The organism is Granulosicoccus sp. 3-233, assembly GCF_052681095.1.
This window is the reverse complement of sequence record NZ_JBQYLE010000001.1, coordinates 1,088,232-1,106,662: the sequence shown is the minus strand read 5'-3', so window position 1 is coordinate 1,106,662 and position 18,431 is coordinate 1,088,232. Positions and strand designations below refer to the sequence as shown.

General features: G+C 58.2%; 16 protein-coding genes and 1 pseudogene. 10 read left to right on the top strand and 7 right to left on the bottom strand.

Going from position 1 to position 18,431, the window contains the following annotated elements; translation table 11 throughout:
• Window position 1: 1 nt before the first annotated feature.
• The 5 genes from ACUNV4_RS04885 to ACUNV4_RS04865 form a co-directional block, all read right to left on the bottom strand.
• Entirely contained in the window at window positions 2-1,408 is a 1,407-nt protein-coding gene (locus tag ACUNV4_RS04885) for an ABC transporter ATP-binding protein (RefSeq protein WP_430877367.1), read from the bottom strand.
• Complete coding sequence (locus tag ACUNV4_RS04880; protein WP_430877366.1) at window positions 1,405-2,241, bottom strand: ABC transporter permease; 837 nt, start codon at window positions 2,239-2,241, stop codon at window positions 1,405-1,407. The genes ACUNV4_RS04885 and ACUNV4_RS04880 overlap by 4 nt, the downstream gene beginning before the upstream one ends.
• On the bottom strand, window positions 2,238-3,200 hold the full coding sequence (locus tag ACUNV4_RS04875) for an ABC transporter permease (protein ID WP_430877365.1): 963 nt from the start codon (window positions 3,198-3,200) through the stop codon (window positions 2,238-2,240). Before ACUNV4_RS04875 ends, ACUNV4_RS04880 begins: the two co-directional genes overlap by 4 nt.
• A complete protein-coding gene (locus ACUNV4_RS04870) occupies window positions 3,197-4,735 on the bottom strand; it encodes an ABC transporter substrate-binding protein (protein ID WP_430877364.1) in 1,539 nt (512 codons plus the stop codon). Before ACUNV4_RS04870 ends, ACUNV4_RS04875 begins: the two co-directional genes overlap by 4 nt.
• A gap of 188 nt (window positions 4,736-4,923) precedes the next feature.
• Window positions 4,924-5,586 carry a hypothetical protein gene (locus tag ACUNV4_RS04865; protein WP_430877363.1) on the bottom strand — a complete coding sequence of 221 codons (663 nt, stop codon included), beginning with the start codon at window positions 5,584-5,586 and terminating at the stop codon, window positions 4,924-4,926.
• A 166-nt stretch (window positions 5,587-5,752) separates the two neighbouring features.
• Here ACUNV4_RS04865 and ACUNV4_RS04860 point away from each other — a divergent pair, with 166 nt between their 5' ends.
• On the top strand, window positions 5,753-6,760 hold the full coding sequence (locus ACUNV4_RS04860; RefSeq protein ID WP_430877362.1) for a hypothetical protein: 1,008 nt from the start codon (window positions 5,753-5,755) through the stop codon (window positions 6,758-6,760).
• A gap of 46 nt (window positions 6,761-6,806) precedes the next feature.
• Here ACUNV4_RS04860 and ACUNV4_RS04855 read toward each other — a convergent pair whose 3' ends face one another.
• Window positions 6,807-7,604, bottom strand: a complete 798-nt coding sequence (locus ACUNV4_RS04855) for a YdcF family protein (protein ID WP_430877361.1) — start codon at window positions 7,602-7,604, stop codon at window positions 6,807-6,809.
• Between ACUNV4_RS04855 and ACUNV4_RS04850 the strand changes: the two genes are divergently transcribed.
• From ACUNV4_RS04850 to ACUNV4_RS04825, 6 genes and pseudogenes are all read left to right on the top strand, one after another.
• On the top strand, window positions 7,603-8,706 hold the full coding sequence (locus tag ACUNV4_RS04850) for a GNAT family N-acetyltransferase (RefSeq protein ID WP_430877360.1): 1,104 nt from the start codon (window positions 7,603-7,605) through the stop codon (window positions 8,704-8,706). The two genes, ACUNV4_RS04855 and ACUNV4_RS04850, sit on opposite strands and share 2 nt — an antisense overlap.
• 516 nt (window positions 8,707-9,222) lie before the next feature.
• Window positions 9,223-10,647 (top strand): CmpA/NrtA family ABC transporter substrate-binding protein, encoded by a 1,425-nt coding sequence (locus ACUNV4_RS04845; protein WP_430877359.1) that lies wholly within the window; start codon window positions 9,223-9,225, stop codon window positions 10,645-10,647.
• Between the two features lie 176 nt (window positions 10,648-10,823).
• The gene (locus ACUNV4_RS04840; protein ID WP_430877358.1) at window positions 10,824-11,855 is read left to right on the top strand and encodes an ABC transporter permease; all 1,032 of its coding nucleotides are present in this window, start codon (window positions 10,824-10,826) and stop codon (window positions 11,853-11,855) included.
• A gap of 9 nt (window positions 11,856-11,864) precedes the next feature.
• Window positions 11,865-12,653: pseudogene (locus ACUNV4_RS04835) on the top strand (ABC transporter ATP-binding protein); the annotation flags it as partial.
• Between the two features lie 9 nt (window positions 12,654-12,662).
• Window positions 12,663-14,117 (top strand): CmpA/NrtA family ABC transporter substrate-binding protein, encoded by a 1,455-nt coding sequence (locus tag ACUNV4_RS04830; RefSeq protein ID WP_430877409.1) that lies wholly within the window; start codon window positions 12,663-12,665, stop codon window positions 14,115-14,117.
• Between the two features lie 13 nt (window positions 14,118-14,130).
• Window positions 14,131-14,778 carry an ANTAR domain-containing response regulator gene (locus ACUNV4_RS04825; protein ID WP_430877357.1) on the top strand — a complete coding sequence of 216 codons (648 nt, stop codon included), beginning with the start codon at window positions 14,131-14,133 and terminating at the stop codon, window positions 14,776-14,778.
• Window positions 14,779-14,883: 105 nt separating this feature from the next.
• Here ACUNV4_RS04825 and ACUNV4_RS04820 read toward each other — a convergent pair whose 3' ends face one another.
• Entirely contained in the window at window positions 14,884-15,282 is a 399-nt protein-coding gene (locus ACUNV4_RS04820) for a DUF4174 domain-containing protein (RefSeq protein WP_430877356.1), read from the bottom strand.
• A gap of 636 nt (window positions 15,283-15,918) precedes the next feature.
• Here ACUNV4_RS04820 and ACUNV4_RS04815 point away from each other — a divergent pair.
• Genes ACUNV4_RS04815 through ACUNV4_RS04805 form a run of 3 tightly spaced genes read left to right on the top strand, consistent with a single transcriptional unit; the run spans window position 15,919 to window position 18,113 of the window.
• Window positions 15,919-16,770, top strand: a complete 852-nt coding sequence (locus tag ACUNV4_RS04815) for an SDR family oxidoreductase (protein WP_430877355.1) — start codon at window positions 15,919-15,921, stop codon at window positions 16,768-16,770.
• Between the two features lie 4 nt (window positions 16,771-16,774).
• Window positions 16,775-17,701: a helix-turn-helix domain-containing protein gene (locus ACUNV4_RS04810; protein WP_430877354.1), complete on the top strand. Its 927-nt coding sequence runs from the start codon at window positions 16,775-16,777 to the stop codon at window positions 17,699-17,701.
• A 46-nt stretch (window positions 17,702-17,747) separates the two neighbouring features.
• Window positions 17,748-18,113, top strand: coding sequence for a hypothetical protein (locus tag ACUNV4_RS04805; RefSeq protein ID WP_430877353.1), 366 nt, complete (start codon window positions 17,748-17,750; stop codon window positions 18,111-18,113).
• Window positions 18,114-18,431 lie beyond the last annotated feature (318 nt).

Below are 18,431 nucleotides of genomic sequence, written 5' to 3'. Positions count from 1 at the left end.
ACTACAAGCCCACGCAGCGATGCGCCCAACGCTCCGCAATATGAGCATCGTGCGTGACCAGAATGACGCCCAGACGGCGGGCGTCCGCGATGTCAGCGAGCATCTCGAGGGTGCGGGCCTGGGTAATCGGGTCCAGCCGTGAAGTGGGCTCATCGGCGAGCAGCACACTGGGGCGAGCCGACAAAGCACGCGCCAGTGCAAGGCGTTGCAGTTCGCCACCTGACACCGCATCCGGGCGGCGGGCCAGCAATGACAATGGCACCGCGAGGCGAGCCAGCAGATCTTCCACCTCGCTCCACGGAGTACCGTTGAGGCGCGCGGCATCCCGCAAACTCACTTCAAGGGAGATGTGTTGTGGAAAGGCCGTGGGAGGATCCTGATAGAGCTTCTGCACGGCCCTGGGTCCAAGCCCCCCGGCGCGTTGCACCGAACCGTTCGCAGGCGCAAGCAATCCGGCCAGGGTATCCAGCAAGCTGGTCTTGCCCACGCCACTGGGTCCGACCAGCGCCACACGCTCGCCTTCGTGCACGCGCAGGTCGAGATTCCTGATCAGTCGATGCCCGGCACGCTCCACCGACACATCCTGTGCTTTCAGCAATACCTTGCCGACTGCCGCTGGTGCCGCTTGTGCCCAGCTGGATGGATCTGCGGCAATCAGTTCCTGCGTGTAGGCATGGGCAGGTGCCGTCAGAATGGTGCGCGTGTCGCCCTGCTCCACCACCTTGCCTTCTCGCAGCACGATCAGCTTGCCACCCAGGGCTCGTGCCACGGCCACTTCGTGGGTTATGGCGATCAAGGTGCCGCCTTGTTGGGGCACGGCAGACAATAATTCTACAACTCGTGCACGGCGATCGGTATCCAGTCCCTTGGTAGGTTCATCCGCCAGCAATATCGGCGCACCACCGGCGGTAGCGGCAGCAAAGGCGACACGCTGGGCCATGCCACCAGACAGCTCACCCGGCAAACGTTCTTCTGCGCCCACCAGTCCCAATGCGTCGAAGGCCCGGGCGCAGCTCGCTGCCGGATCGGGCTGCCGACCCACATGGCGATAGGTCTCGCGCACATGTCTGGCTGAGCGCTTGAGCGGACTGAGTGCGCGCCAGGGTTCCTGGGGCAGCGCGGCAATCTGTCGCCCCCAGCTCGCAGCACGAATCTCCGGGGCGAGGTTATCGACTCGCAAGCCGTTGACATCTATTTCGCCAGTGGCATGCAACTGATCTGGCAAGGTACCCAGAATGGCCTGAGCAATCAGGCTCTTGCCGGCCCCCGTCTCCCCCATGACCACCAGGGTTTCACCGGCGGCAACCGAGAAGCTGACAGGCCCCATGAGCAGGGTTGACCCCACGTGAACGCACAACTCCCTGACTGCTACCGTCGTTTCCATGATGTCTACCGCATTCATTTTCATGGACGCCTCATTCCGCCGACACTCAGATGCAAGGCCAGTACCGTCAGCACGAGTGCAGCCACCGGCTGCAGAATCAGCCAGGGAGCTTCACGCCAGTAGGGCAACAGTTCGGTCATCATCACACCCCACTCGGCCTGTGGCGGTCGAATTCCGACACTGACGAAACCGAGAGCCGCCACCGCAGTGACAGCGGTGGCGGCACCAAAGGCGGCAATGGTCAGCAGACCCGGACCGATTTCGGGAACAAGATGACGACGCAGGATCAGCCACGGTCCAAGACCCAGCATGCGAGACGCTTCGACTTGCGGCGAACGCAGCACGACACGGGCACGCTGACGCGTATAGCGGAAGTACTCGACCCAGAGCGTCAACGAGATACCGACATACAGGGCCCACCAGGAACCCGGTGCAATGGCAGCGAGCATCAGCACCAGCAACAAGCCCGGCAATGCCAGTACTGCATCGGCAAAGGCGCTCAGCAGCCGATCTGTCCACCCACCTGACCTGGCGGCAAGCACACCCAGCAATGTTCCCGGAATCCCGGCCGAGATGATCGAGAGCAGAGCCAGTCCCATGGACAAGCGCGCGCCCGACAACAGGCGTGCCGCCATGTCACGGCCCAGATGATCCGTACCCAGCAGATGCTGTGCACTGGGGCCCTGTCGCGCATCGAGCAAGGACTGCGTGGCCGGGTCATGACCCACCAGATCCGGCCCGATAACAGCCGCGCCTGCCAGCAGGCCAAACAGTATCAGACCTGCCAGCCGGGATGCACCGAGTGCTGGTCGCTGTCTGCTGCCTGGCAGTGCAACACCAGTAGTCACGTCATTCATGCGCTTCGAGGATCTATCAGTCGGCAAGTCAGATCAATGCAGAGGTTCAGCCCCACATAGATCAGGCCCAGGGCCAGCGCGGTGCCTTGTACCATGGCCACATCGCGCCCGAAGATGGCATGCACCAGCGCATGACCGATACCCGGCCACGCAAACACCGTTTCGACAATCACCACACCCTCTATGAGATAGGCGCCCTGTACACCGACATAGGCAACCACCGGCAGGGAGGCGTTTCGCATCACGTGGCTCAATACGGTCCGGCGGGCCGTAAGACCTTTCGTTCGCGCAAACAGGCGCCACTCCGCCGACATGGCGTCCGCCACGGCATCGCGAACCACTCGGGAAGATACGGCAGCAAGGCCCAATCCCAGTGTCAATGAGGGCAGAATCAGATACTGCGGCCCGCGGAAGCCTGCCACCGGTAACAGATCAAGCTGCACGGCAAAGACCAGCACCAGCACGATCCCCAGGGCAAATGCAGGTATGGCACGCAGAAAGATCGACACGGCAAGACTGATACGATCCACTACCCCGCCGGGTCGCAGACCAGCGGCGATTCCCACAGGCAAGGCAATCAGGAGAGAGGCAAGCACGGCACCTCCGGCCAGCAACAAGGAGTAGCGGAGTTGCGTTGCCACTTCGTTGATGACGGGCGAACCGTACACATGCGAGCGGCCCAGATCAAAGGTGGCAAGCTCAGCCAACCAGGCTTTGAGTTGTATCCACCATGGACTATCAAGACCCAGTTCGAGCCTGACTGCTTCGGCGGCCGCCGCATCCATCATGTCGTAGCCATAACGCCCGGCCGCAATGCGATAGGAGGCATCCCCCGGCAAGGCCTGCATCATGATGAAGCTGACGACACCGACCACCAGAGCCACCACCAGCGCCTGAAGGCCTCGCCCGGCAAGGATGGACACGAGCGATCGCGCCCAGGGCGCAAGTTTCAGGCTCATTTCGCCCAAGAGATCTCACTGAGCCCGTAGGAGCGTTGCAGCGGATCGATGACCACACCCTGCAAGCCGTCGGCAATGGCTACCGTGTGCTGGTACCAGGTAACGGGAATCACCGGCAACTCGGCATGCAGACTGCTGACTACCGTGCTGATGGCCTCGGTGCGCTGGGCCAGATCGGTAGAGCTTGCGATGGTATCCAGCGCACCGGCCACTGCGTCGCTCTGCCAGCCCATGGCGCCCCAGTCACCGCCTCCCGCAGCAAAATCCTGCAGCACGGTACCAATGGGGTCCGGAGTCAGTCCATAGTTGCGGGCATACAGAGCCACTTCCAATGTGCCGTCCTTGTGCCCCTCGGGAATGATCGAATAATTGGACACATTGACGTCCAGCTCGATACCGATGCCACGCCATTGATCCTGAAGTGCCGCGGCGATCAGAGGCAACTCTGGTCGGTCGGGGAATGTTCTCAATTCCAGGCTGAATCGCTCTCCCTCTCGCACAAGGATACCGTCTTCGCCTTCGCTCCAGCCCAGTTCGGCCAGGAGCGCCCGGGCGGCAGCGGGATCCGTATTCAGCGGGCTCAGTGTCTGATCGTGCCATCCGGCCAGCACCGGCGGAAACAGTTGCGTGGCGGCACCTTCGGGAAAACGGTTGATGGCCGTTGCAATACCTGCTCGGTCGATGGCAAGACTCAACGCCTGGCGAGCACGCGGATCATCCAGAAAGGGATGGGCCGCGTTGACCTTCAACATCATGACGCGCGGAATGGCAACGGCCTCGGTCTGTACTTCACCCACATCGGCCAGACGGGCAAAGCCCGCCGGGTCCAGCGTGAACACCAGATCGGCATCGCCACTCTCGGCCAGCAGAGCCCGTGTCTCGGCGCGTCCGGCGGCGAGATAGCTCGCCGTTTCGATCGCCGGCGCCTCTCCCCAGTAGTTGTCGAAGCGCTCCATGTCTATCGATTGCGGGGGAGAGAATTGCGTGACCCGAAACGGCCCGGTTCCGATCAGCTCGCTGGGTACCCCATCTGCATCCAGCGCAGACGGTGCGGGGATGACCGTCGTGGCGTGTGCCAGCAATGAAGGCAGTGACGCAAAGGCGCTCTCGAGCTGAACAATGACCACACCATCCCCGGCCGTGATACCGGATATCGGCGCCTTGGACAGCACCCCTGGTTGCTCGAAGGATCGATTCAAGGCCTGCGTTGCATTGTCCGCCGTCAACTCGCTGCCATCGTGGAAGCGCACACCATCACGCAGGGTAAACGTCCAGGTCAGACCATCAGCGGAGGCCGACCATTCGGTGGCAAGGCCCGGTCGCAACTTGCCATGCACATCCGCATCGACCAGATTTTCCATGATCTGCAGTTTCTGTATGGCAAAGCCTGCCACAGCCGGATCTGCGCTGGCGACCTCCCAGGGAGAGGCAATGGTGACATTGCTTCGCTCCTGAGCTGCAACCGGAAACGACAGGGCAACCCCGGTCATGAGCAGGGCGGCAAGCAGTTTTCGTGTATCGACTCTGATGGACATACTGGCTCCAGTAAGCAAGTGATACGTTATAACATCAAAATACTCCTGAATCACCTCTGCTCGGCGACAACACTTTCACCGTGGTCTGGTTGACAGGAGCGGCGCTGTATTATCGCAACGCTCGGCAGTAGCGTTGATGCACAACTGCCTGCATCAGCTCACGCCCCGAACTCACCGGCAAGCGGTCTTCACGCATCGACAACGAACCTGACGGCTTCCCGGGCCGAATTTGCCGGCAAAGGCTGCCCGCCCTGCGGATCGAAAGGACGAGGCAATCGATGGAAGTGCTTGCCTCTGATGACAAATTCCGAGGCCATGGCGCAGCGCTGGAAACCCAGCGATTCCACACTCTTGAGAAACGACTGGTTGGTCCAGTCGGTGGTGGTGATGATGGCCTCCATGGGAGGATGCTGTACTTGTGTTTCGGCAAAGCGGAGCATCGCTGCATTGATTCGCCGGCCACGAACGGCCTCCTTGACGAAGACCTTGAACAGGAAGAAGACCCCCGGCGGCAGCTCCACGGCAATACCGCTGAATACCGATCCGGCGCTGTTATGCCGGGCGGCAACCCTGTCGGCTACCAGAAACAGGAGGCCCGCTGGCTGCTCATCGACGCAGGCGATGACACCCAGAAAACCATACCGGCGATAATCCTCGATGAATGATGGCGTTATCCGGAAATCCGTATCGTGGCGCAACTGCTCGAGATCGGCCTCTGTCAGCCAACGGCATTCACAGTTCGTGTCAAGTGGGTCGATGGCCTGCACTGATCTGCCACGCCACAAGACGTGCGTGATATCGCTTCGGCATACCGTGTTCAGAATCCTGAAGAGCAGCCACCTGATAGTCATGCCATTGCACCTGATTCGCGATTCCGAATCGTATCACCCGCCTGTGTCCCGCTGGTGCAGCATTGGCTCCTGTGACAGCATGGTAGTTTGACGCCCTGCGCAGGTGGCTTCTCACTGGCGGCTGATATAATTGGCGAGGATTTGTCTCCTAGCAGATTGACTGTCAATGAACACTTCAGCGCCCATTACATGGACCCCGGAAGAGTATGACCGCTTCGGCACCGTGCCAATGGTCAGCAAGCACCGCTACCACGAACGCACATTGTTCGACGAACCCGAGCTCGTCAGTCTGCTGGACAGCTATCCGCGCAAGTGGTTGCAGGCCTTCACCATGGGAGAGGATCCCTGCAATGCCAGTGAATGGCGCTGTGTGGACATCGCCCGTGAAACCACTGGCGAAGAGCTCTGGCAGGCAGTCAGCCATGGCAGGCTCTGGCTGAACATCACTCACATCGAGGAAGTCAGTGACGACTACGCGCAACTGGTCAAGGGCATGTATGAGCACCTGGACGAGCATTGCGCACACCTGCAGAACCCGAGAGCCAATTACAGCACTCTGCTGATCAGCTCACCGGGCGCGCAGGTCTACTATCACGTCGATGCCGAACCCAACATGCTGTGGCATCTGCGCGGTCAGAAACGCGTATGGATCTACCCCGCCATGGATACGCGTCTGGTACCCCAGAATCTGCTGGAGGATATCTACGCTGGCGAGATTGACGAGAATCTGCCATTCGACCCTGCCTTCGACGAAGTGGCCCGGGATTTCCTGCTGTCACCGGGCGATGTGGCGTCCTGGCCGCACAACGGACCACACCGCATCGTGAATCAGGACATGAATGTGTCTCTGGCGACCAGCTATTACACACCCACGATCTACAAGCGCCAGTATGTGCAACTCGCCAATCGCTTCGTGCTGCGTGGACTGGGTCTGAAGTCACGCAGCATGGCAGAAGACGGCGTACTGCCCGCCGTCAAGCGCTTCACCTATCGAGCAGCCAACAAGATACGACCCTTCACGCGACGTGATCGCTCTGCCTCCTACATCACGGATCTGCAAGTCGATCCACACAGCCCCTCCGGACTCAGAAAACTCGACAAACCGGTCATCGCATCGTTTTCGAAAAAGTCCGAACGGTCGCAGCTCGACCAGCCTGAAACTCAGGTGTCATGACGGGTGCAAAGGCCACCCTCTGGGTCGCTGGAAATCGCTCCCCGATTCAATAACGAGCCCGCAGGTCACTGATAACACCGACGGCACGGAACTTGAGAGTCGCCAGCCACTCTCTGATTACCAGAGTTGTCTTGCTCAACCCGGTTATGTAAGGCAGCAAACCCACCCAACCGGCCGATACCGAGTACAGGGATGCAGAGGCACTGGGACAGACCATGAATCCGAGATCGTCAAACACATGCACGGCTCTGTTCATATGCAGGGCGGATGTGATCAGCGTAATGGGGGCGGACGTGTCCGCCGCCAGCAACTCACGCAGGCGTTCGGCATTGCCACGGGTGGACAGACTCAGCCGGTCACGCACGATGCGTGACTCGGGAATGCCCTGTTCCGCAAGTACCGCCGCCATATAATCGCTCAGCTTGCGAGATGTCTGGCCACCACCCATCAGATAATACGCAGTGTTCCCCGAATCCAGGTCGGCGGCATGCAGTGTGCGCATCAGGGACTCTCGCGATAACACGCGATAGGGGTTGTCACTCTCCACATAGGCATCAAGATCGGCGCCCAGTACCACGATGGGCAACGACACCGTTGACGGGCCCTCTTCGCCGCCACCGAAACATACGTCGGGCACGGTATATCGCGGCCTCTCCATCCACTTCACCATGGAATTGGCTGTCAGGGGCGCGCTGCACAGCCACAGCAGCATCGTGCTGCCGACCAGGGCGGATGTCTGCACCGGGGAGACAGCTCCCGATCTCAGGATCAACAGCAGGCCGATGAGCAGCACGGTGAATACAAGACCCAGGGGCTGCAGGAACCAATCGAGCAACACAGGCATGGATGCCGACCCTTCAACGAATATCAGCGTACAAGTTATCACCACTGACGCAGAATTCGATGCCCTGCTTGCCGACTGGGACATACTGCATACCCTGTGCATCAAGGCCGGTCTGTTCAACAGCGGCTACTGGAACCGGCTGTGGTGGCAACATTACGGGCAGAGTGCCTCCTTGTACATTCTGGTCGCGCGCCTGCACGGCACTGTCATCGGCATAGCGCCACTGTACCAGTCGACGACGCGCAAACTGAAACTCATCAAGGCCAGAACGGTTCAGTTCATCGGCAGCGGCGGCGATACCTCACCGGACGATCTGTGTGTCCTGTTTCACCCCGACCATGAGTCCGTGGCAACCAGGGCCATCTGTGACTATCTGTTTGAAGCCTCCGATATCACACGCATTCGCCTCAGCGATCTCGGCCAGGACTCGCTGCTGGTCAGCACACTGCGCAAATGTGCGCAGGCAAGACGCTGGCAGAGACCACTGGAAAGCACACAGCAACGTCTGGTCGATGTCTTGCCGGAAACGGTGGAAGAGTTCGAAGGCAATCTGAGCCGCAACGCCAGAAAGCAGCGCAAGCAGCGACGGACAAGATTGCACAAGGCGGGGCATGCCGTGTTTTCCTTCTGCCGCAGCGCTTGCGAAATCGATGAAGCCTTCGAAGCGCTGATGCGGTTGCATCACGAACGATTCTCCAGCAAGGGCGGCTCCGACTCCTTCCAGTCGGACAATTACCGACGCTTTCATCGGGCCGTAATGGAAAAGGCGCAGGAGCTGGATGAGCTGAAACTGCTCACCCTCAGAATCGATGGCACCATCGTCGGCGTCGAGTACGCCTTTCTCTGCAATGGTACGCTCAGTTTCTTTCAGACCGGCTTCGATCCACGGTACCAGCATCTGTCCCTCGGGCATCTGCTGATGATGCACACGATTGATCAGGCGATTGTCGATGGCGCGATTTACATCGACCTTCTCAAGGGTGACTACCCTTACAAGTCCACCTATGCCAGGCAAACCTGCCACACGGTGGAGCTGGATTTCTGGAAAAGCCGCCCACTTCTCGTGCTGATACGGTTGGCGCGAGCACTGTCACGTCATTAGTGCGCGCCACCAGGCGCTGTCTGGCAGTTCAAGCGCCTGTCTTCCACATGCCCATCCATAGCATTTGTGGATAACGGTTAGCCGAACATGACCACCACACCCGCCCCACCTTCGGTGCATTCGTGGTGCATTCACCGCACTTCCGCTGTGCGTTCAACCTTGAATTCGCGACTTTCACCTCTGCACGGCGATGCCTGACTAAGCATTGTCAGGACGCTGACAGCACGAATATTTCCATTGAAATCAAAGGTTAATAGGCAAGAACAGTTCAACCATCACATTCAGTCAACAGGCTGGCACATCGATTGCGATCTGGTATGGCATACGCAGGTGAAGCTCTGCCAGTGACCCAACGGCGGGTTACCGGTTCATCACCTGCCATACGACAAGAATAACGGTAGCTCCACAGGGGCAACCACCGGAGACAACGGCGTCTCGTCACCACCGCGTTCGCGCGGCCGGGGGCGTGACGTTTTTTTTTGGGCAATGGTTTCGTAATCAATACAGGACATTCAGATGAGAGCAATGACGTTCAATGTGGTTTGCCGATCCGGCAACCGCACCCACACTCAGGCTTCTGCGCCGAAGCGAACGCTGCTGAGCCTCGGGCTCGCCGCAATTCTGAGTACCGGTATCTCCAATGCTGTTGCCGAAGTCGGATACCCTGAAAAGGAAGATCTGAAGTTCGGTTTCATCAAGCTGACCGACATGGCCCCGCTGGCCATCGCTTACGAAAAAGGCTACTTCGAAGACGAAGGTCTGTATGTGACGCTCGAGGCCCAGGCGAACTGGAAGGTGCTGCTCGACGGCGTCATCGACGGTCAGCTCGATGGTGCGCACATGCTCGCCGGCCAGCCGCTGGCAGCCACCATCGGCTATGGCACCGAAGCGCATATCGTCACGCCATTCTCCATGGACCTGAATGGCAACGGCATCACGGTCTCCAACGAGGTCTGGGAGATGATGAAACCGAACATCCCAAAGATGGAGGATGGACGACCTCAGCATCCCATCAAGGCGGATTACCTGAAGCCGGTCGTCGATGAATTCAAGGCCGATGGCAAGCCATTCAAGATGGGCATGGTATTCCCCGTCTCCACGCATAACTATGAACTGCGCTACTGGCTGGCTGCCGGTGGCATTCACCCCGGCTACTATGCACCTCACAAGGGCGACATCGACGGCACCATCGATGCCGATGCGCTGCTCTCTGTGACACCGCCTCCCCAGATGCCGGCAACGCTCGAGGCCGGTACCATCCACGGCTACTGTGTGGGTGAGCCATGGAACCAGCAAGCCGTGTTCAAGAACATCGGCGTACCGGTCATCACCGACTACCAGATCTGGAAGGACAATCCGGAGAAAGTCTTCGGCATGACGCAGGCTTTCACCGAAGAGAATCCCAACACCACGATCCGCATCGTCAAGGCCATGCTGCGTGCTGCCAAGTGGCTGGACGAGAATGACAATGCCAACCGCCCGGAAGCGGTGAAAATCCTGTCTCAACCGAACTATGTGGGTGCGGACTACGATGTCATCGCCAACTCGATGACCGGTACCTTCGAATTCGAAAAAGGCGACAAGCGCGAGATCCCCGACTTCAACGTGTTCTTTCGCTACAACGCAACCTACCCCTACTACTCGGATGCCGTCTGGTACCTGACGCAGATGCGTCGCTGGGGGCAGATTTCAGAGCCCAAGGACGACAGCTGGTATGACGAGATTGCAAAGTCGGTCTACCGTCCGGACATCTACACCACGGCAGCTCAGGAACTGATCGACGAAGGCTACATGACGGCTGACGAATTCCCCAACTTCGATAGCGAAACCGGTTATCGCCCACCGCAGACGGAATTCATCGACGGCATCACTTTCGATGGCACAAAGCCGAACAGCTACCTGTCATCGTTCCCGATCGGTCTGAAGGACGACATGCTCTGAGCATGCGCTCGAGTTCTGCCAACTGATCCGAGCAGTAGCAGGGACCCGCAGCATTGCCTTGTTCCTGCTCCCAAGTAATTCATGCCATGCCCCATCCCCGGACGCCGATACGCCGGGGATGGGTGCAAGCCCTGATTTCCCGGACGATGTCCGTTTAACGATACGAGGAACGATTCATGTCCGGTTATCTACAGAACCACAAGACCTTCGATAATGCCACTCTGACACGCATTCTCGACACCCTGGCCAGCGATCGCCTGGCGGGAAGCATGCGCTCGGTCAGTCGCAGCATCTTTGTACCTGTCATGGCCCTGCTGGTATTTCTGACGCTGTGGAGCGTCGGTGCGAGCCGTGTACAGACTTCGCTGGGAGAATTGCCCGGCCCCTCTCAGGTCGGAAACCAGGCAATCACCCTGTTTCAGGAACATCTGGCCGAAAGGGACAAGGAAATACAGTTTCACGAACGCCTGGAAGAACGCGTTGCAAAAGCCAGGGCTGATGGTCAACCTGCTGATCGCATCGAACGCATGCAATCTCGGCAGTACACCGGCCCGGCGACCATCATCGACCAGATTTTCACCAGCCTTGTCACAGTGATGACAGGTTTCTTCTTCGCCACGCTCATTGCCATTCCTCTGGGCATCATCATCGGCATGAGCCAGACTCTGTACCAGGCGTTCAACCCGATCATCCAGCTGTTCAAGCCCGTGTCGCCGCTTGCCTGGCTGCCACTGGTCACCATGGTCGTCTCGGCCGTGTACGTGTCCGACGACCCCTGGTTCTCGAAATCCTTTCTGACCTCGGCCATCACGGTAACCCTGTGCTGCCTCTGGCCAACCATCATCAATACAGCCGTGGGCGTCTCCGCTGTCAGCAAGGACCTGTTGAACGTCAGCCGTGTGCTGCGCCTCAACTGGTTCAACAAGACCCTGAAGATAATCCTGCCTTCCGCATTGCCCATGATGTTCACGGGAATGCGCCTGTCGCTCAGCATCGGCTGGATGGTACTGATTGCCGCTGAAATGCTGGCGCAGAACCCCGGTCTGGGCAAGTTCGTCTGGGATGAATTCCAGAATGGCAGCTCCAATTCTCTGGCGCGCATCATGGTCGCCGTGCTGGTGATCGGCTTCATCGGATTTCTGCTGGATCGCGCGATGCTGCAACTGCAGCGATTCATTTCCTGGGACAAGAACGCAGTACTGCGCTGAGCACATATCATGAAAAATTACCTCCATATCGATCATGTCGGCATGACGTTCAAGACCGACAAGGGTCCGCTGAACGTACTCCAGAGCGTGGATCTCAAGGTGCAGCAAGGTGAGTTCATCTCGCTGATCGGCCACTCGGGCTGCGGTAAATCCACGGTTCTGAATATCGTTGCGGGATTGCTCAAGGCCACTGAAGGCGGCGTACTGCTGGAGAACCAGGAAGTCGATGAGCCGGGCCCGGACCGTGCTGTGGTCTTCCAGAACCATTCACTACTGCCTTGGCTGAGTACCTACGACAATGTACGCCTCGCCGTCGATCAGGTATTCAAACGCACCAAGACCAAGGCTCAACGTGACGAATGGACACGCCACAACCTGGAACTGGTGAACATGTCGCATGCACTGGATCGCAAGCCTGATGAGATATCCGGCGGCATGAAGCAGAGAGTGGGTATTGCCCGGGCATTGGCCATGGAGCCCAAGGTGCTGTTGATGGACGAACCCTTCGGCGCGCTGGATTCACTCACACGTACCCATATGCAGGATTCATTGATGGAGATTCAGGCGCGCCTGAACAATACCGTCGTGATGATCACGCACGATGTCGATGAAGCCGTTCTGCTCTCTGACCGTATCGTGATGATGAGCAATGGCCCATCTGCCACCATTGGCGAAATTCTCGACATCAACCTCGAACGGCCACGTGATCGACTGGCTCTGGCAGAAGACCCCGCCTTCAACCACTATCGAGCCGAGGTCGTGAAGTTCCTGCATGAGCGGCATCAAAGTGAGACCAGTTCCACTGTCGTGGCATCGCCGCCCCCTGCAGCGGCTGCCGATAGCGAGGAACACACCGCGACATCGGATACGCACACGAGCAACATTGTCCCCATCGGCAGTGCGCGTACCGCCAACGCCGGGAGCCGACTGGAGAAGAACCAGCTGACCCTCGGCTTCGTTCCCCTGACCGATTGTGCGCCACTGGTAATCGCTGCCGAGAAGGGCTTTTTCAATCAACACGGGCTACAGATCGAACTCTCGCGTGAGAGCTCCTGGGCAAATATTCGCGACAAGGTCAGCACCGGCATGCTCGATGGTGCGCAGATGCTGGCAGCCATTCCACTGGCAGCGGCCTTCGACTCCCAACGTACGCAAGCCATGGTGACCTCGCTGAGCCTTGACCTCAACGGCAACGCCATCACCCTCTCGCGCGAACTCTACGGACGCATGATGGCCACCGGGCAGCAAGACCTGGACACGGCCGCCGGTGCTGCACGCGCATTGAAGATGGTCGTCGATCAGGATCGCAACGCCGGGCGGCCGCCACTGAGCTTCGCTGTGGTATTTGCACAATCATCACACAACTATCTGCTGCGATACTGGATGGCGGACGCCGGTATCGATCCGGATAGTGATGTGAGGCTGATTGTCGTGCCACCCCAACAGGTTGGTCACTATCTGCGTGTCGGGCTGATTGCCGGCTGCTGTGTGGGAGAACCCTGGAATACACTTGCCGTCAGCGATGGTCTGGGTAGAATCGTTGCGACAACGCACGATATCTGGAACAACCACCCCGAGAAAGTCTTCGCGGTTACGCGTTATTGGGCGGAATGCAATCCCAATACCCATCACGCCGTGATCAAATCCTTGCTGCAAGCCTGTGCCTGGCTGGAGTCTCCCGAGAACCGCAGCGAAGCCTGCGAAATTCTCAGCCAGGGACGCTATGTCAACGTGCCTGTGGATGTGTTGGAGACGTCCTTGTCGGGCACGTTGCAAACGAGTTCGGGTGGCGAGAAACAGGCAGCACCTGATTACAATGTATTCCACCGCTATGCAGCCAATATGCCCTGGCGCTCTCACGCGCTCTGGTTCTACTCCCAGATGCTGCGTTGGGGAGAGCTGGACAGTACGGCTGATATCCAGCGAGCGGTGAACGCGGTCTACCGACCCGACGAATACCGGGCAGCTGCCAATGCACTGGGCATCCCCTGCCCCCTGGTGGACGAAAAGAATGAAGGCGAACATGAATCCGGCTGGGAACTGCAAGCCGGGAACGATATCATTGCGATGGGAGCTGACCGTTTCATTGACGGACGACGATTCACCGCTGACGACATCGAAGGCTATGTCAGCGGTTTTCCGATTCGGCGCTGGCCTGATGCTGGATTGCAAGGTGCTTTGTCTGAGGTCGACACGGCAGTCAACGCCGGCCTGACAGGTACCCACGGTGACCATGCGCCCTTGAAAGAGCGTCTGCCATGACAAGCCTGCCACGATGACACGCAAGGACACCATCTATGACAGCTACGCGCTGGAGGATGATGACACCAGTCATCATCGCCGGCTGCGCGTACTACTGGTTGATGACAGCAGCGAGCGCCGCAATGCCATCGCCGACGCACTGGCGGAGGTAAGCTGTGAGGTCATCGGATTTGTGTCGGATCAGGACGATGTACTGATCCGTGTTCAGGATTGCAATCCGGATGTGGTCATTGTCGACCTGGAGTCTCCGGGTCGCGACACGCTTGACAGCCTCAGAAGCGTTCAGAGCATCACGCCACGGCCCATCGTCATGTTCTCGCAAGATGATCATGGCGCCACCATAGCCCGTGCCACGCGCGCAGGCGTCAGCGCTTATGTGGTGGACGGACTCAGTCGCAAGCGCGTGCGCCCGATTCTGGATGCAGCCATCCAGCGTTTCCAGCAGTTTCGCGGCATTGCCGATGAGCTTGAGAAGACGCGCAACGAACTCGAAGAACGCAAGACTCTGGACAAGGCGAAGAAACTCTTGATGAAGCAACGTGGCATGAGCGAAGAGGAAGCCTACAAGGCCTTGCGTTCACAGGCGATGAGTACCAACAAACGACTGGCAGAGGTCGCCGCAATCGTGGTCGAAGCCGCCGACATCCTGTTTCGCGACTGACGGGTCAGCTTCTCCCGCAAGCATATGCCCTTCGTGGAGGTCTTGACCGAATTCAACCCAGAGCATCAGGCCAGATTGAAACAGAACTATTCCCTGCCTCGCCGCTCAATCTTCAGACTGACAAGCAGAGTGGCCACCTTTCTCTGTTCGCATTTCTGCGCGCCGCATTGGCATCGTATCGATCTGCGACAGAAAGTCCTCCAGCGCATCCGGATCACTGGTTCGTGCCTTGACACCACCATCCTTGCCAACCAGCAGCATCTCGAATTCCGGATGTTCCCTGCTGCGTAGCTGCATCAGTTCCGCGAGCACACCTGCCGGTGCCGTTACAGCATCTGCATCCGGCAAATCGCTGGTATCGACGAAGCGCACATCCGTGTCACGTTCCTGGAGCTGACAGCTCAATTCATCGACCGACGCCTGCATGCGTTTTCCCGCCGGCGAATCGGGAGCGGCAAACACGATTACCTGGCGCCTGTCGGAATAGCCTGCATGACAGCTCATGACGAGCGCCCCGCAAAGCGCCAGTACGAACAGGAAAAATCGGCACGAAATCGATCTTTGCAACATCGCATTCTGCTCATCAATCACTCACCCAGCTGATACGAATATTTGACATCGCCTGATCACTTTCAGCCCGATGAATTTGCCGAACCGTTCACAGATTATCGGGTCGGACCACAAGTGCGATGGAACAGCCCCATAGATGAACCGGTCGGACCACAAGTGCGATGGAACAGCCCCATAGATGAACCGGTCGGACCACATGTGCGAAGGAACAGCCACAGAGAAGAACCGGTCGGACCACATGTGCGAAGGAACAACCACATCGATGAATCGGCAAGACCAAATGTCCAGTGGAACAGCCACAGGATGCCAGCCCTGCCGTGGGAAAAACGAGCCTGGTCGAATTTTCAGTACGATTCCGCACTCTTCTCTGCCGGCAAATGTCAACCGCTTGCGCGTTCGAGGCTTCTGTCCTTGCTCAAGCGGCGACCACGTGCCGTGGGCAAGCCACGGCCGCTGGGTCCCGAAAGTGTCTCTCTGGCATTTTGTGCTGAAATCTCGTTTTTTCGTGCACTGTAACGCCCTGGCATCGGCGCTAGCATGTAGACATTCCAACAACACAGCGATATGGACATGACATCCGTCGTACTGATTACCGGAACTTCCACAGGATTGGGCATTGCGCTGAGCATACAGTCAGCGCAAGCTGGCCATGAGGTCTATGCCACCATGCGCAATCCTGACAAGAAAGAGGCCCTGCTGAGTGCTGCCAGGGACGCTGGTGTGAACCTGAATCTCTTGCCGCTTGATGTTCAGGACAACCAGAGCGTGAACAGCTGCGTCGAACAGATCATCCAGGCACATGGCCGCATCGACATTCTGGTGAATAACGCCGGTGCTGGCTGCGTACGGACGACAGAACACATCACGGAGGAAGAGGCCGATTGGGTCATGGATGTCAACTTTCATGGCGTCCTGCGCTGTACCAGAGCGGTACTGCCGCACATGCGTGCTGCCGGACAAGGCAGGATCATCAACATCAGCTCGGTGGGTGGATTGGTAGGCCAACCGTTCAGCGACATCTACTGCGCCGCTAAGTTTGCCGTGGAAGGCTACACTGAATCTCTGGCCAGCTACATCACGCCCAATTTCGGCATTCAGTTCTGCTGCGTGGAACCAGGCGGTATTGCCACCGAATTTGCCAACAATGCCCTGACACAACTTCAGTCCAGAGGCACCATGCCGGAGGATGACTACAAGCCCGTTTTCGAGCGCTTCGTGGCAAGTGGTGTGGGCGAAGCTCGTGGCGATGTATACCAGAGTGCGGAAGATGTTGCCAGGGTTGTCATCGATATTGCAAGCCAGGAACAGATGCCGCTGCGTCGACGTACCTCATCATGGGCAGAACAGTTCACGGCCCTGAAAACACAAGCTGACCCGGATGGTCTGAAACAGGTAGCACTCGTACAGCAAGCATTCACCTGACCCCGTGAGCGACAAGCACATTCATTTCGAACACATCAGCGACTATTTCTCGGCCATCGGACGAGTTGCACCGTCTCACCCGCTGGTGTCCACCCTGAAAGTCAGCGCCAGCGAACTGGCTGCGCGTCCTCGCCGTTTTCCCGAGGGCGCGCGTCTGTCAGGTGGTTTCTACTATCTGTCACTCAAGCAGATAGTCAGCGGGCAGGTGCACTACGGGCGTACCGAGTACGATTGCCAGACCGGCACCCTGCTCGCGATGGCACCGCGACAGACCATGGCCACCAGCGATGTCATCACCCGATCCGACACTCGGGTGCTGATGCTTCACCCCGACTACATCCGTGGCCATGCCGTTGAGACCCTGATCAGCGACTGTGGCTTCTTTCACTATCAGGTAAACGAAGCACTCCACCTGTCCGAGTCGGAGCAACAGACATTGCACCATCTGTTCGACGCCCTTGACGAAGAATTGATGAGCAGTCGCTACGATCCATCGAGCCGCGACATCGTTCTGGCGCACCTGACGGTTCTGCTTCACTACTGCCAACGCTTCTACCGACGCCAATTCCTGCAACGTCGCGAAATGGTCGGTGATTGGCACACTCGCCTGCAAGGTGTTCTCGATACACATTACAGTGGCAACGGCCTCACGACGCTGCCTGATCTTCAAGTACTCAGTACACAGCTTCGGGTATCCCCGCGCTATCTGAGCGATGCATTGAAGTCGGAAACCGGATCTAGTGCGAAGGCCTGCATTCAGCAATACATCATCGACAAGGCCAAGAGCCTGTTGCTGGCAGATGATCAGAACGTGAGCAGCGTAGCCTACAGTCTGGGCTATGAAAGCGGCAACTACTTCACCAGAGTATTCAAGAAGAAGACCGGAATGACACCGAGTCAGTATCGAGATACCTTGCGCTCAAGACATTGACGCAGGCGTTGCATTCTTCACCTTTGCTGCATTCCTGAAACCCATCGTGTTCATCTCCTCGCCCGACATGTTCACCCAGCAACAGGCACTGACGCAGTTCGCCTACGCTTACTGTGGCACCATGTGGAACATCCAACTTGCTGCCGCCACCATGACTGACATTCTGCAGGTGGAAGCCATGACCATGGCCGACAGAATCGTCGTATTGCAAGGCTGGGTCGTGGAACAGATTGGTACACTGCTGGAGCTCGACGACCGTCCTGCCAACCAGTTCGTGGCAGCCTTCATCGGCTCACCGTCAATGAACTTCATTCGCGGCCGCGTCTGGAACGATACTTTCATGGATCCGGCCGTCAAAGGCAGGAAAACGTGCCTCCTTCATCAACTGAAATCACTGCGGTCACCCCCGTGATTTGACTGAATATCTCCGACGATATCAAGGTTTCAGGTGACGAAACGCGGCGTAAACTGCTCGCCAGACTCAGCGTGAGTCCTGCGACGGTTACCGAACCTGCAAAGTCCCTGGATGCTTTGAGTGAACATTTCCTGCAGGAAACCGAGGATGAATACGCGGTTGAAACGGATGAGCAGGTCAGATGGACTCGATTAATCAGCAGCCGCTGCGGGTCCGGAAATGCGTACCTGCAAACCCGGGCCGTGTGTTCCATTCCTGAACCGATTCAGCTGAAACAGGGACTGGTCGACTACCTGTAGCAGAAGGTTGTATACG

Coding starts and splice junctions, on each gene's coding strand:
- ACUNV4_RS04885 (WP_430877367.1), bottom strand. CDS start 1,408: ATGAAAATGAATGCGGTAGACATCATGGAAACGACGGTAGCAGTCAGG.
- ACUNV4_RS04880 (WP_430877366.1), bottom strand. CDS start 2,241: ATGAATGACGTGACTACTGGTGTTGCACTGCCAGGCAGCAGACAGCGA.
- ACUNV4_RS04875 (WP_430877365.1), bottom strand. CDS start 3,200: ATGAGCCTGAAACTTGCGCCCTGGGCGCGATCGCTCGTGTCCATCCTT.
- ACUNV4_RS04870 (WP_430877364.1), bottom strand. CDS start 4,735: ATGTCCATCAGAGTCGATACACGAAAACTGCTTGCCGCCCTGCTCATG.
- ACUNV4_RS04865 (WP_430877363.1), bottom strand. CDS start 5,586: ATGACTATCAGGTGGCTGCTCTTCAGGATTCTGAACACGGTATGCCGA.
- ACUNV4_RS04860 (WP_430877362.1), top strand. CDS start 5,753: ATGAACACTTCAGCGCCCATTACATGGACCCCGGAAGAGTATGACCGC.
- ACUNV4_RS04850 (WP_430877360.1), top strand. CDS start 7,603: ATGGATGCCGACCCTTCAACGAATATCAGCGTACAAGTTATCACCACT.
- ACUNV4_RS04855 (WP_430877361.1), bottom strand. CDS start 7,604: ATGCCTGTGTTGCTCGATTGGTTCCTGCAGCCCCTGGGTCTTGTATTC.
- ACUNV4_RS04845 (WP_430877359.1), top strand. CDS start 9,223: ATGAGAGCAATGACGTTCAATGTGGTTTGCCGATCCGGCAACCGCACC.
- ACUNV4_RS04840 (WP_430877358.1), top strand. CDS start 10,824: ATGTCCGGTTATCTACAGAACCACAAGACCTTCGATAATGCCACTCTG.
- ACUNV4_RS04825 (WP_430877357.1), top strand. CDS start 14,131: ATGACACGCAAGGACACCATCTATGACAGCTACGCGCTGGAGGATGAT.
- ACUNV4_RS04820 (WP_430877356.1), bottom strand. CDS start 15,282: ATGAGCTGTCATGCAGGCTATTCCGACAGGCGCCAGGTAATCGTGTTT.
- ACUNV4_RS04815 (WP_430877355.1), top strand. CDS start 15,919: ATGACATCCGTCGTACTGATTACCGGAACTTCCACAGGATTGGGCATT.